Below are 13,343 nucleotides of genomic sequence, written 5' to 3'. Positions count from 1 at the left end.
ATGATGTACTATTTGGGTCTCATTAGCGAATATTTGAAAAATTACATGAAGTCACGGCTCACCTATCGTGCTGATTTTTGGGTAGAAGTCATTTCGGATCTGCTCTTTCAGGCCACGAATCTTATTTTTATTTTAGTTATTTTTATGCATACGAACAGCTTGGGTGGCTGGAGTGAAAGCGAAGTTGTGTTCGTTTATGGATTTTTTATGGTTCCTTATGGACTGTTCAGTTGTTTCGTTAACCTTTGGAACTTTAGCGAGCGTTATATTGTAAAAGGTGAACTCGATCGGGTAATGACCCGTCCTGCGTATAATCTGTTCCAGATTTTCCTTGAAAATGTGGACCCGCCCGCGCTGGTTGGCTCAGTGATCGGTCTGATTATTATGGGGATCAGCGGCGCACAGATGGATTTGGCTATGGAGTGGTGGTTCGTACCGGCGCTGATCGTTTTGAGTCTAAGTGCCGTGGCGATCTATACGGGCATATACACCATATTGACTTCTCTTTCATTCTTTTCGGATGCGCCCACAGGAATTATTCCGCTCATGTACAATATTCAGGGCTACGGACGTTATCCGGTAACGATCTATAACCGTGCCATTCAGGTTGTGCTGACTTGGATACTCCCTTTTGCTTTTGTCGGTGTATACCCGGCTTCCCTGTTCCTTCAACGAGAGGACATGCGCCATATGGCGCTCTTAACTCCTGTGATGGGAATTGTTTTTCTGACATTGGGCTTACTGGCTTGGAACTGGGGGATTCGGCGTTACCGGGGGGCTGGCTCATAGGGTGGATGATATAAGAACCCCTACAAGATAGGAGATGATAAGATGTCCACGACATTGACCGTTATTGGACAAGCTGCACCAGACTTTGAATTGCCTGGTAGTGAGGGCAAGAGTGTCAAGCTGTCGGATTATCGCGGCAGTAGAGTATTGTTGTATTTTTATCCCAAGGACTTAACCTCTAGCTGCTCGACCCAGGCTTGTGATTTTCGGGATAAACATGCGGAGTTTGAAGGTTTGAACACCGTGATTCTGGGCATAAGCCCCGATCCACTTAAGCAGCATGACAAGTTTATTGCCAAGTACGGTCTACCTTTTCAGTTGTTATCTGATGAAGAGCATCAGGTGGCTGAAACATATGGTGTATGGCAGCAAAAACAGATGTACGGCAAGCAGTACATGGGCATTGTTCGCTCTACGTTCCTTATTGATGAGAATGGCATTTTAGTTCATGAATGGCGCGGTTTAAGAGTAAAAGGGCATATTGATGCAGCACTGGCATACATTCAGGACATGGCATAAGTTATGAAAAAAACCTTTTGGAATCGGGCTATGCTTTTTAAGCTCGGTTTCAAAAGGTTTTTTGTTAATGTGTAGATATGTTTTGCCGCTGCTTCCACTTTCGCCGACAGAGGTAAACAACCCACAAAAGAAGCGGAATGAACAAGCCGTTCGTATAATGCCAGGCAGCCATCGGATAAACAAGAGTTCTTACATAATAAAACACATTTGGGGTTATCAAAATGGTCATACCAAACACAATCGCTCCTGCGGGTATGACGAATGGACGACTATTAGAAATTCGGAACAACTGGGGGGTTCCAAAAGTGAAGGCGTAGAAGAAAAGAACTCCCTTGAAATAGGCAGCCAGTGCCCAGGTTAAAGCAACAAGCGATTCAACGCGTGTAATATAATTCAGTTCATTAATTTTTGTCGTGAGTACAGAAGAAATGTATGGACTGTAATTAGTCACAAAGGGTCCAATCACAAGAAGGGAGAGTAGCAGAAACAGACTAATCACGATTCCGCCTATAAGGGAAGCGAGCAACATGTCCTTTTTAAAATGGGCTTTCTTGTTTACATAAGGAAAAACCATAAGCATAATGGACATTCCGGCAAAAGGCATTGCCACGCCTGGAACCATTCCTTTAGCAACAGGAGCCAGCCCATTTTCCAAAACAGGTCGTACATTAGAAAGCTGAACTTGTGGCAGGAGTGCAAGGATCAGACCAGAGAAGATTAATATATATGCTGGTAATAGCATCTCGCTAACCCGACCGAAAGCTTCAATTCCCGTTAGCGCAGTAAGCACCATTAAGGATATTCCCATAGCGAGCAGAACACGTAGAGGGGTATGTACAAATAACTGTGTATTCAGAAAATCGCCTACCTCTCTCGCAATAAGAGCGGTGTTCATTAAAAAATAAAACAGATACCAGCAGGAGATAATGGTTCCTAACACGGGTCCCATAATTTTGCGAATCGCTTCAATAAGTGTAAGATTCGGGTGGAGTTCATGAACGCGAATAAGCACGTAAATAATAATTAAGCCCAGCGGGATGGACAGTATGGAGCTGATCCAGGCATCCTGAAGAGCAATATGTGTAATCATAGTCGGATAGATTAAGAGCATATCCCCGATTAAGCTCATAAACATCAGGACAGTCACTTGCCGAACGCTAATACGTGCTTTTTTTGACATGTGGCTGTCTCCTTTCTAAAAACCAAATATATGTGACACAAAAGCGTTAACAGGGTTGTAGATGATTTCAATCAGTACCAACGGGCTTGGCGTAACCTCTGACTTGGCGGCAAGGACACTAAGCCATGTGCCTATTCCGAGCATAATGATGTACACGAACATATCTTTAAAGCGATGTTTTCGATACAAGCCTGGCAAATCTTTGGCAGCAATGGCTAGACCGATACAGATAATAACAGTAGTGATCAGCACAGTGAAGGCTCCTTCCGTTAAGGGTGTGGATCAACTGGGTCCCAGGCTGTGGCGGCCTTTCGATCTTAACTTGTATACGATAAGCAGCAGCGAAGGAAGGACAATGGAATCCGTCAAATCCCAATAAATCCAGGCGTGGACGATCGTATCCAGATAATAAGTAATATTAGGCGCCGACACGATAATCAGACCAAACAGGATCATGAAGTTAGGACCAAGAAAGGTCCGAACATTATTTAATCGCAGTAGCTGAGTCATTCCTAAGGTAAAGGCATAGAAGTGTAAAATGGTTTTAACAAAGGTAGTGATAATCCAGGCAGTACTCATCATGGATTCAATTCTCTGTAAGAAATTTCCTATATTGATCTTTTTAGATAGCATATAAGAGGTGTACACGCTATGTTCGGTTACAAAAGGACCCAGCACCAGGAGAGAAACCAGGAGTAGTACGCTTAACAGAATGCTGGCAGCAAGTCCGGAAAGTAAAACCGATTTTTTTAGACCCGGTTGTTTGTTCACATAGGGAAAAATCATGAGTAAAAAGGCTAGTTCACCGAATGGGTAGGAGAGCGCAAATAGGCTGCCCTCCATAATTTTAGGAATACCTTGCTCCATAATGGGCTTAAGCTGCTGACTGTCACATTGGGGAAGCAAGCACAGGATTAAAAACAAAGCAAAAGCCAAGCAAAATGGAAATAAGATTTGAGCCGTACGCGCAATTGGTTCCAATCCCATATACATGCCCCACATTAGCACAAGGATTAAAAGTAAATTGATCACGGGAAGAGGCGTCATCACATAGGTTTGGCTGTTCATAAAATCTCCGACTTCTCTTAAATAAATCGCTGAATTCATCATTAAATGGAACAAATACCATATGGAGATGAGGGCGCCTAGCCACGGACCCAAAATTCGCTCGCATAGCTGAACAAAGGTGAGATCAGGATATAGCTGATGTACCCGCAGGAATAGCAGTAGTACAGCCAGTCCTGCAGGGATGCTTAGTAATGAGCTGATCCAGGCATCCTGCTTGGATATGCTAGTAATGAGGGAGGGATATACCAATACACAGTCTCCGATAATACTCAAAAATACGAGTATGGCTATATTTGTAATGCTGATACGCCCTTTCTCCTCCACCAAGCTCACTCCTTCATTTCTTTTTGGAACGATTCAAACAAGGAACCAATTTTTTTGATCGTGGTCTTTGCTTTATATTCAATTTGTAAGTCCATAAATGGATTTTCTTTTTCTTCTTTTAGTCGTTTCCAAAGTTCAGGTTTGGACTGGTGGATCAGCTGACCAAAGCCGAAAATGTCTGACTTAAACTCACGTCGGACAGTCTCTACAGAATGCCTCAAAATTTCAACTATTTTTTCATTGCTTGCAGCTTCAATTTCTTTGATGTCAGCCATACTGCTTAACTTCATATGCTGGCAGTTGACCTCTCGTATTGTGCTGTCGTTGGTAACGGATATGGAGATAACAGGTTCTCCATCGCGAATGATCACTTTTCTTTGGGTTTCGCTGTTCAAGGTTAATAAGGCGATATTACCTCCTCCCTGACAGTCGACGTGTCCTGTAGTTGATTCCACCGTATTTCGAATGTAATTGAACCCTTTGCTGTCTTGTTCATTGATCCAGCCCAGCAAGCGGTCTTTTTTTAAGACACCGATACCGGAGAACCTCAGTGTGGTTCCAGGAGATATGCTTTTGATATCATCCACACCTTTTTCATTGGACGATTCTGTATCTCCCAAAGCTTCCAATGCGGGCAGAGTGGGCTGGATGTCAGGATTAGCCAAGTCGCTCAGCAGTTGATCCATGGTTACTTTGGTGGCAGGAGCCCATGTTTTTGTTAACGTATCCAATGAAGCAAACATTTTATTGGCCGGTAACTTTTCCAGTGGAGTGGGGATCTTTAACATCGTGGAAGCCTTGTTATTTTTGGCTATCGCAATATAAAAGTCACTTCTGGTAAAAGGCTCTCGCATCAAGGCTTCAATCGCATCAGAAATTCCTCTTCTCGCATACTCTTCACCTAAAATCAGCATACGAATATGAGATAAATAGATGATTCGCGGGCTTGTATCCGTCATTTTTTGAATAGCCTCTTGAATTGTGGGCGCAGTAGCCTCATAAGTAACGACGGGCGAGCCTGCACTTGGTGAAGATTTGGAAGCTACTGCCGAAGGAATGACCACCTGAGCCGTCACCTGATACTGGTCACCTTCCATATCCACTCCGATCCCAATAGCGATGCCCAGCTCGTTTAATTCTTTACGATCCCAGCAACCACCTAATAGTAATGCAATCAGTCCCCAGACGAAGAACAAATGTATGGTCTGTTTCATGGCTGATCCCTTCTGGTTTTCGATTTATTGCCAATCCGTCTTTTTTTCGTGTTTTGACGAATTGTATTTTGGATAGAGATGGATTGAGGCCGTGTCTTCATGCGAGGCCAAGGTAGGCGAAACATCGTATCTTTTATATCGCTTTCCACATAGGGACCAAACGGGCTCATATAAGATACTCCGAACGATCGCAGACTGGTTAAGTGCAACAAAAGTACGATTAACCCCATCAATATTCCCAGAAGTCCAAAGGCTGCCGCTAGCATCATTAAGGCGAAGCGAACAATACGAACCGCAATGGAAAGACCGTTTTCCGGAATAACATAGCTGGAGATCGCTGTGATTGATACAACAATAACCATAGCCGCCGAGACCACTCCTGCATCCACGGCTGCTTGTCCAATGACCAGTGTACCTACAATGGATACGGCTTGCCCGACGGTCTTCGGAATTCGAACTCCTGCTTCACGCAAAATTTCATAAGTTATTTCCATGAGCATCGCCTCGACAAAAGCCGGAAACGGTACGCCTTCTCTTTGTGCAGCGAGACTGACCAATAAGTTTGTAGGAATCATCTCTTGATGAAAGGTAGTTACCGCAATATAAACAGCGGGTGCCAGCATTGCGATAAAAAAGGAAAAGAAACGCAGCAAACGCAGCAACGTACTGATGTCAGCACGCTGGTAATAATCCTCTGCCGATTGGAAAAATTGAACGAACAATGCAGGTATCAGCAGAACAAATGGTGTTCCGTCCACCAAAATAGCAATTCGCCCTTCCAGCAGGCTGGCAGCGACTGAATCCGGACGCTCGCTGTTATAAATGGTGGGAAACAGGGTGAAGGTTTCATCCTGAATTTCCTCCTCGATGTAACCCCCTTCCAAAATTCCGTCAATATCAATTCGGTCCAAACGTTCTCTCAGTTCCTGAATAACCCCTTCGTCAGCAATTCCTTTGACATACATCACGGCTACATTGGTATGAGTCACTTGACCGATCTGTCTTGTTTCCATCCACAGTCGCGGATCACGGATTCGCCTACGAATTAGAGCTGTATTGGTACGTAAATTTTCAGTAAAACCCTCCATGGACCCCCGTACAACGGTTTGGGATTGGGGTTCGCTGACATTGCGATCCTCCCAACCGACCGCATCAATCCATATGCCCTTTGCGTATCCGTCCAGCAAAATGATAATACCGCCGGATAGCATCTGGTTGAATAAGGCATCCATTTCATCCACACTACCCGAGTTACCTGCAATCAAAATTTGATCTTTCAAATAGTCGAATGGTTCTGTGCCTTCCGGTACATGATGTTCGTTTACGCGCATTAATGAACGCAGGACGGAATCATGAAGTAATTGAGTGTTGACCAGACCATCGATATAAAACAGAGCCGCTGGCCATTTCTGCATCCATAATAGCTCTTTAATGATTACATCTCCGCTGTTCCCAAAGGAGCTCTCGATATGATTTACATTATCTTTCAAGTTAGAGGACACATGAGTAAGTGGACAACTTTTATTCGGATTCGGCATACGTAAAATCCTCCGATATTGGAGTTTGTTGGCTTAGTATGCTCTGAAAATATGAATTTATGCTTGGCCCCATTGTATTTACAGGGTCGATTGTTGGGTATGCTGACGACGTAGAGCCAAGGGATCATCGGATTGTCTATGTTTGGAGTAAGGGGAGCGCCCGAGATGATGGAGCCGCGAATGGTGGGCTCGGCTGGAAGAGCGGGGGATGTAGTAATACCTTTCGTGATTTCGATATATTATGCAAGGGCCTGTAGTCATAAGGCGGCAGGAGTGTGACTATTCCGTGTCATCCTTGTTGCTGGTTTTTACCGATTTTTTGGATTTGTATAGTGATCCAAACAGGAAGCTTCTCCACCGATATATAAAATACAGCAGGATGATGAACCCAACGACAGCTGCGATTCGTAGTGCGTACAGCTCTACCAAATGAAAAATGGCATCCCATTGCGGACCAAACAGCTTGCCGATGCTTAGAAAGAGGACGACCCAGAATAAAGCACCGCTGTAAGCATACAGAACAAATTTACGGAAAGAAAGAGCTATAATTCCAGCAAAATAGCCGGTAAAATGCCTGACACCTGGGATGAAATATCCAAGGAAAATAAGCCAGTATCCATAACGTTGAAACCATTTTTGTGTTTTCTGTAGCTTGTCCGGCGATAACAAAACCCATTTGCCGTATTTCTGAATAAAGGGAAGTCCGGCCCATTTTCCAATAAAATAGGTAATGGTCATACCGATGGTTGTGCCCAAAAAAGCTAAAAGCACCAGCTTGCTAAAATCCAGGGTACCGGCATAGGAAAGATATCCCGCATAAGCCATCGTGGTTTCCCCGGGAAAAGGCAAGGCAATAAATTCTAGCAGCAAGCCGAAAAAAAGGACGCCGTATCCATATTCTTCGAACAATTGCGCGATCCACTTCAGCACATCCATTGTGTACACTCCTACGGACAGATTAAGTAATTTAGAATCAATTTATTTTATCAATCTTTTCATGACCACTCAACTATGGTTGATTTCTTGACGTGTTGTTTTATCGTTGCGTATAATGAAACGAACAATTGAGGGAGGCACGGTAATGAATAAGCCTAATGAAATCGTTGTAGTTCTCGATTTTGGAGGACAATACAACCAGTTAATTGCAAGAAGAATTCGGGATCTCGGCGTATATAGCGAGCTCCTTCCATACAATACGCCTGCGGAGAAGCTGAGAGAGCTGGCGCCGAAAGGGATTGTTTTCTCAGGCGGACCTTCCAGCGTATATACAGACAATGCTCCTCAGGTGGATCGGGCAATTTATGATCTTGGCATCCCTATCTTTGGTATTTGTTATGGCATGCAACTGATGGCTCATCAACTGGACGGTAAGGTAGAACGTGCGGGCAAGCGTGAATATGGCAAAGCAGACGTGCAATTCAATGAGGGCGCTCGGTTGACTAAAGGACTGGATTCCCGTCAAACCGTGTGGATGAGCCATGGCGATCACGTTACAGATCTGCCAACCGGCTTTACACTGGATGCGGGAACAGAGAGTGCGCCGATTGCTGCGATGAGTAATCTGGAACGGAATCTGTATGCAGTACAATTCCATCCAGAGGTACGTCATTCTGTTCAAGGTAATGAGATGATTAGCAACTTCCTGTATGAAGTGTGCGGCTGTGAAGGCAACTGGACCATGGAATCGTTCATTGAAGAGCAAATTCGTGAAATCCGTCAGCAAGTAGGCGACAAGAAAGTACTGTGCGCTTTAAGTGGCGGCGTAGATTCTTCCGTTGTAGCCATGCTTATTCACAGAGCGATCGGAGACCAACTGACATGTATGTTCATTGATCACGGACTGCTGCGCAAGGGTGAGGCCGAAAGTGTAATGGAGACGTTCGTTGGTAAATTTGATATGAAAGTTGTCAAAATTGATGCACGTGAACGTTTCCTGTCCAAACTGGCAGGAGTGGATGATCCGGAACAAAAACGTAAAATCATCGGTAACGAGTTTATTTACGTCTTTGAAGAAGAATCAGCTAAATTCGATGATTTTGACTTCCTGGCACAAGGCACGTTGTACACAGATATTGTAGAGAGCGGAACAGCAACGGCGCAAACCATCAAGTCGCACCATAACGTAGGCGGTTTACCGGAAGACATGAAATTCAAACTGATCGAGCCACTGAATGCTTTGTTCAAGGATGAAGTGCGTAAAGTCGGCGAAGAATGCGGACTTCCGGCCGAAATTGTATGGCGTCAGCCATTCCCAGGTCCGGGTCTTGCCATCCGTGTATTGGGCGAAGTAACAGAGGACAAGCTCAAGATTGTACGTGATTCTGACTTTATTTTGCGCGAGGAGATTGCCAAAGCGGGTCTGGATCGGGAAATTTGGCAATACTTCACCGCTCTGCCGAATATGAAGAGCGTTGGCGTTATGGGCGATGCCCGTACGTATTCCTACACTGTAGGTATTCGCGCAGTAACCTCGATCGACGGCATGACCGCTGACTGGGCACGTATCCCTTGGGACGTATTGGAAAAAATATCCGTTCGTATCGTCAACGAAGTGGACAACGTCAATCGTATCGTGTACGACGTAACGTCCAAACCACCAGCAACAATCGAGTGGGAATAAGCGTGGAGACTCCCGCATCTTAACCACGAACCCTTTGAGATTCACCAATACAACATCAGGCTCCTCCGCATCGGCGAACTATCGCTATGCGGTTGGAGTCTTTTTACGGGGGCAAGGTCGAACCTTTGCTCGGGAAAGTTTACTACACGGCAACCTCAATTGGGTTTTAGCTAAAGGCGAATAGTATTGCCTCATGCTACGAAGATATAAATTCATTTGTTGTTACAAAACGGAATATGAAGACTGAAAAAAGGAGATATTATTCAATGGTAATGTCTCCTTTTTTTATATGATTTTATTTGCTTTAAGCTATAGATAGCTTAAAGCAAGTATGGAATTAAACGTTTATTTTTTTCATGTCATCCTCTAATGGTGTCATGTTTTGATACTAATATATTTTATAATTTATCTAGATTAGAGTGTTACATATCCCATTTCATTAAACGCTATTCTAAGGAGAATAAAGACATGAGAAAATTATTTTTGTCGTCCTCATTTAAGGATGTTGCACCATGCTTAGTCCATTTCGCCGATGAAAACTTGGAAGGAAAAAAAGTCACTTTCATCCCCACCGCAAGTATTCCAGAGAAAGTTAAGTTTTATGTGAATACAGGGAAAAAAGCATTAGAGGATTTAGGATTAGTCGTGGATGAAATTGAAATCAGCACAGCAACATTGAATGAAATAGAAAGTAAAATTAGAGAAAATGACTATATTTATATTACCGGAGGCAACACATTTTATTTACTTCAAGAGCTAAGAAGAAGCGGGGCTGACAAAATCATTGCTGAAGAAGTTAATGCAGGGAAGCTCTATATAGGCGAATCGGCAGGTTCGATGATTTTATCATCGAATATCGAGTATGTTCGACTTATGGACAATGTGCAGGAGGCGCCTGCTTTGGATTCTTTTGCTGCGCTCGGAATAATTGAATTCTATCCAGTCCCCCACCATACGAACATCCCGTTTAAAAAAGCGGTGGAGAACATCATTGAGGAATATGGCAGCCAACTAAATTTATATCCAATCAGCAACGCGGAATTTATTTTGGTTGAAGGTGATAGTATAAAAGTCGAGAATGCATAACTTTATTAAATAAAGGAGAATTTCAACTGATTAATATTATAAAGAACCTTCAATTCCACATCTATCTTGATATTGAAGGTTCTTTTTTTATAAATCTACCTTACCATACAATCTTTTTGCCGGTTGCAGCCGATTCCTCAATGCGGTCCAGTAGCTGATGCAGCTTTAGTGCATGGTTGAAATCGGGGGCGAGACGGGTGGTCGTCAAAATATCCTCGGCAAATACATGATGGGCCTTGGCTACATTCAGGGTTACTCCTTCTTTGGGAAAGTCTAAGCAGCCATCAGGTTCAGCAGCTATGCGTATGGGTTCAAAAAAGTCATTAGGAATATAACTTTGATGACTTCCCTGATCATATACAAGTTTTTCAAGCGTCAGATTCCCAAATTGAACATGTCCAAGCGAAGGATTCTGGCTCAAACGCAAACTGCCCTTTTTCCCCTGAATCTCTAGCTCAAACTTAGAATTCACCCCGCCCTGAATGTGAACCGATACCGGAGTTCCTTTTTCCAACAGCCCGTGAATCAGAATTTGATCGGCTGTATCCTTGGCAATGATTTCACCCGTTTCCTGAATAATGGCTTCGTTATAACGGGATGCTGTGACAGCAGACAGCTCGCGGAATTCACCAACGATGTATTGCAGTGCATCCAAAGAGTGTCCCCCGTTAATGGTTAGTAGGTTGGCACCACTGGCTCTATTCAGCAAGTATGCCGTATCCTGATCTGTTCGTCCTCCTTTGCCAGAAGTAGCTACTTGCATATGACAGGATACAATTTCACCAATTGTCCCGTCTTCCACCAGCTTTTTCATCGTTTGAACCTCAAAATCCTGCCGTGCCTGCAAGCCGACGGTATGATGAATGCCCGCCAGTTCCGCCGCCTTAGCCATTTCAGCAGCTTCCGCAGTGTTGGCTCCCAGAGGCCACTCACAAAAAATATGCTTCCCCTCTTGAATAGCCGCCATTACGGCCTCGTTATGATGGGGAACTTTTACGCTCACCACGACCATGTCCACTTCCTTTGAAGCTGCGAGCTTTTTCGCATCGTCAAAAGCTAATGACGCCCCCACGCCTTTTGCACTTTTTCGTGCACTTTCCATACGGGAAGTGCCGATGGCTGTGATATCCAAGCTCGGGTGCTTGAGCAAAGCCGGAATATGTGTTTGGCTGGCCCATTTGTTATTCATCGAACCTCCTATGATACCTGCACGAATCTTCTGTTGTACCATGTGCCATCTCTCCTGATTTTAAAATGTGGGTAGTAAATACCGCTCAAGCCCAATATAATACACTTAACTCATAAAGAATAATGTTTGTTAATGATATAGATATCATTTTATTTGATGGGAGGGAAAGAGGTGGATATTCAAAATATGCAGGCATTCGTTTCAGTGGCGGAACTTAGAAGTCTAACAGAAGCTGCCCAGAAGCTGAATCATCTGCAATCGAATATGACGGCTAAAATAAAGAAGCTGGAGGCCTATTATGGCACAGCGTTATTTTACCGAAAGCCTCGTGGTATGGAACTGACACCCGCAGGAGAAATTCTATATGCTCAGTACAAGCAAATTTTACTGCTATGGCAAGACACGGAGATGAAAATGAGACCCCAGGAGGAGAAATTGCGCGTCGGCACAATGCAGTCCATTGTAGCAGGCGAAACAACAAGGGCGCTAACGAAGGTATATGAGATGTACCCGCAGGCTTCGGTGACATTAAAAACCGGAACTACCACCGAAATGGAGCAATTCATCCTCGACGGCGAGCTTGATATTGCTTTTGTTACAGGATATCCTACCAACCCATATATTCATTATCAAAAAATATGCCGTGAAGAGCTTGTGCTGGTGGGGAAAGGTATACACGAAGGCTCGGATCTCCAACAGGTACTGCAAGGAGCTTCTATTATCATATTGTCGGATAGCTGCCTGTACCTCACGCATTTAGAGAAGATGTATCAGGACATGCAATTGACCCATGGCGAGGTTGTTGAGGTTGGAATATTTGATACGATGGTAGAATTCGCTCTGATGGGAATGGGAATTACCCTTATGTCCAAAAAGCTGGCGCGACAATTTAAAGTAACGTCTTATTTACCGGTTCCTTCAATTTTTGGCTACATGGATACATATTTAATATCCCGTCCCAATCACGAAATGACAGCAATTGAACATAAATTTATCGAAATCAATAATACGATCTAATAGAGTAGGAAAGACATCGAATGACCTTAACTATAAATTCTAGAATGCGGCTATTCGTTTAGCTTGAGCATTTTTTTGTGATTGTAGGATTTGTCTATAGACTTGTCTCAGGACTTGTTTATTTTTAGTGAGGGTGTATAATGCTTAAAATGAATCAATTGATGGGTCAAGTATTAGGAGGAGGGTTTGTCATCAAACATTGCTCTGAAAAAAGCCAGCTATTTTATCGAATGCATCTTTTGTGTAAAGAAATGAATAACGCTTTTGAAGCACAGCTAAAAACCAGCTTCACCAAGGTCGAAATTTTGTATCATATTAATCATCGTCAGGAACTAAGTCAGCTGGAGCTTCAACATCTGCTCGTTCTGGATGGTGCAGCAGTGACCCGGCATCTGAAAAGGCTGGAGGAGGAAGGTCTGATTTTACGAAGTAAAAAAGAGCAGGATAAGCGTATAACCTATATACGTTTAACCGAATTAGGAATTCAAGAGCTGCAAGTTTTGACAGAGCAAAGACAAGCGTTTCAGGAAAAGCTCCTCTATAAGTTTGCAGATGAGGAAATTGTGGCTTTAACAGATGCACTACAGCGTATGTCTAGCAATGTGAAGAATATGTGAAATGTGCGAGGACAAATGTTTTTGGAGGCCACTCGATGAAGATTTTAGAAGAATATTTTTATTACTACGATTTAGCAAAAGATGATCAAGTAAGTAGAGAACGATTAATCAGCTGAAGAAGCTGATACCTATCAAACCAGATGGGCAGTGTGCGGTAAAAAGGCAACAGGCGAAGTTTATAC

General features: G+C 43.6%; 14 protein-coding genes (1 of these 14 running past the window's edge). 7 read left to right on the top strand and 7 right to left on the bottom strand.

Going from position 1 to position 13,343, the window contains the following annotated elements; genetic code table 11:
• The gene (locus tag C0638_RS03835) at positions 1 to 789 is read left to right on the top strand and encodes an ABC transporter permease (RefSeq protein ID WP_013369444.1); all 789 of its coding nucleotides are present in this window, start codon (positions 1 to 3) and stop codon (positions 787 to 789) included.
• A 42-nt stretch (positions 790 to 831) separates the two neighbouring features.
• Entirely contained in the window at positions 832 to 1,308 is a 477-nt protein-coding gene (gene bcp, locus C0638_RS03830; protein WP_013369445.1) for a thioredoxin-dependent thiol peroxidase, read from the top strand.
• A gap of 64 nt (positions 1,309 to 1,372) precedes the next feature.
• On the opposite strand, the gene C0638_RS03825 is transcribed toward bcp, so the two are convergent.
• The 6 genes from C0638_RS03825 to C0638_RS03800 all read right to left on the bottom strand — a co-directional run bounded on the left by C0638_RS03825 (position 1,373) and on the right by C0638_RS03800 (position 7,568).
• Positions 1,373 to 2,488, bottom strand: a complete 1,116-nt coding sequence (locus C0638_RS03825; RefSeq protein WP_058710707.1) for a GerAB/ArcD/ProY family transporter — start codon at positions 2,486 to 2,488, stop codon at positions 1,373 to 1,375.
• A 15-nt stretch (positions 2,489 to 2,503) separates the two neighbouring features.
• Positions 2,504 to 2,740, bottom strand: coding sequence for a hypothetical protein (locus tag C0638_RS03820; RefSeq protein WP_013369447.1), 237 nt, complete (start codon positions 2,738 to 2,740; stop codon positions 2,504 to 2,506).
• A 30-nt stretch (positions 2,741 to 2,770) separates the two neighbouring features.
• Positions 2,771 to 3,880 carry a GerAB/ArcD/ProY family transporter gene (locus C0638_RS03815; RefSeq protein WP_014599484.1) on the bottom strand — a complete coding sequence of 370 codons (1,110 nt, stop codon included), beginning with the start codon at positions 3,878 to 3,880 and terminating at the stop codon, positions 2,771 to 2,773.
• Positions 3,881 to 3,885: 5 nt separating this feature from the next.
• Positions 3,886 to 5,094: a Ger(x)C family spore germination protein gene (locus tag C0638_RS03810; RefSeq protein WP_013369449.1), complete on the bottom strand. Its 1,209-nt coding sequence runs from the start codon at positions 5,092 to 5,094 to the stop codon at positions 3,886 to 3,888.
• Positions 5,091 to 6,632 (bottom strand): spore germination protein, encoded by a 1,542-nt coding sequence (locus C0638_RS03805; protein ID WP_058710708.1) that lies wholly within the window; start codon positions 6,630 to 6,632, stop codon positions 5,091 to 5,093. The genes C0638_RS03810 and C0638_RS03805 overlap by 4 nt, the downstream gene beginning before the upstream one ends.
• A 279-nt stretch (positions 6,633 to 6,911) precedes the next feature.
• Positions 6,912 to 7,568: a DedA family protein gene (locus tag C0638_RS03800; RefSeq protein ID WP_025677511.1), complete on the bottom strand. Its 657-nt coding sequence runs from the start codon at positions 7,566 to 7,568 to the stop codon at positions 6,912 to 6,914.
• A 145-nt stretch (positions 7,569 to 7,713) separates the two neighbouring features.
• Here C0638_RS03800 and guaA point away from each other — a divergent pair, with 145 nt between their 5' ends.
• Positions 7,714 to 9,252 carry a glutamine-hydrolyzing GMP synthase gene (guaA, locus tag C0638_RS03795; RefSeq protein WP_013369453.1) on the top strand — a complete coding sequence of 513 codons (1,539 nt, stop codon included), beginning with the start codon at positions 7,714 to 7,716 and terminating at the stop codon, positions 9,250 to 9,252.
• A gap of 468 nt (positions 9,253 to 9,720) precedes the next feature.
• Positions 9,721 to 10,338 (top strand): Type 1 glutamine amidotransferase-like domain-containing protein, encoded by a 618-nt coding sequence (locus C0638_RS03790; protein ID WP_058712513.1) that lies wholly within the window; start codon positions 9,721 to 9,723, stop codon positions 10,336 to 10,338.
• 100 nt (positions 10,339 to 10,438) lie between these two features.
• Here C0638_RS03790 and C0638_RS03785 read toward each other — a convergent pair whose 3' ends face one another.
• A complete protein-coding gene (locus C0638_RS03785) occupies positions 10,439 to 11,569 on the bottom strand; it encodes a Gfo/Idh/MocA family protein (RefSeq protein ID WP_058712514.1) in 1,131 nt (376 codons plus the stop codon).
• A 129-nt stretch (positions 11,570 to 11,698) separates the two neighbouring features.
• On the opposite strand from C0638_RS03785, the gene C0638_RS03780 reads away from it, so the two are divergent.
• The 3 genes from C0638_RS03780 to C0638_RS25535 form a co-directional block, all read left to right on the top strand.
• Entirely contained in the window at positions 11,699 to 12,544 is an 846-nt protein-coding gene (locus C0638_RS03780; protein ID WP_025677517.1) for a LysR family transcriptional regulator, read from the top strand.
• Positions 12,545 to 12,693: 149 nt separating this feature from the next.
• Entirely contained in the window at positions 12,694 to 13,161 is a 468-nt protein-coding gene (locus C0638_RS03775) for a MarR family winged helix-turn-helix transcriptional regulator (RefSeq protein WP_058712515.1), read from the top strand.
• Positions 13,162 to 13,308: 147 nt separating this feature from the next.
• Positions 13,309 to 13,343 carry the 5' end (the start) of a hypothetical protein gene (locus C0638_RS25535; RefSeq protein WP_230493830.1) on the top strand. The gene runs 106 nt beyond the window's last position, so 35 of the gene's 141 nt are visible here — the first part of the coding sequence; it begins with the start codon at positions 13,309 to 13,311; its stop codon lies beyond the right edge, outside the window.

The sequence above is a fragment of the Paenibacillus sp. lzh-N1 genome (assembly GCF_002872435.1).
GTDB classification, from domain to species: Bacteria; Bacillota; Bacilli; order Paenibacillales; family Paenibacillaceae; genus Paenibacillus; species Paenibacillus polymyxa_C.
The sequence above is the reverse complement of the archived record's forward strand: the minus strand, read 5'-3'. Positions and strand labels throughout refer to the sequence as shown.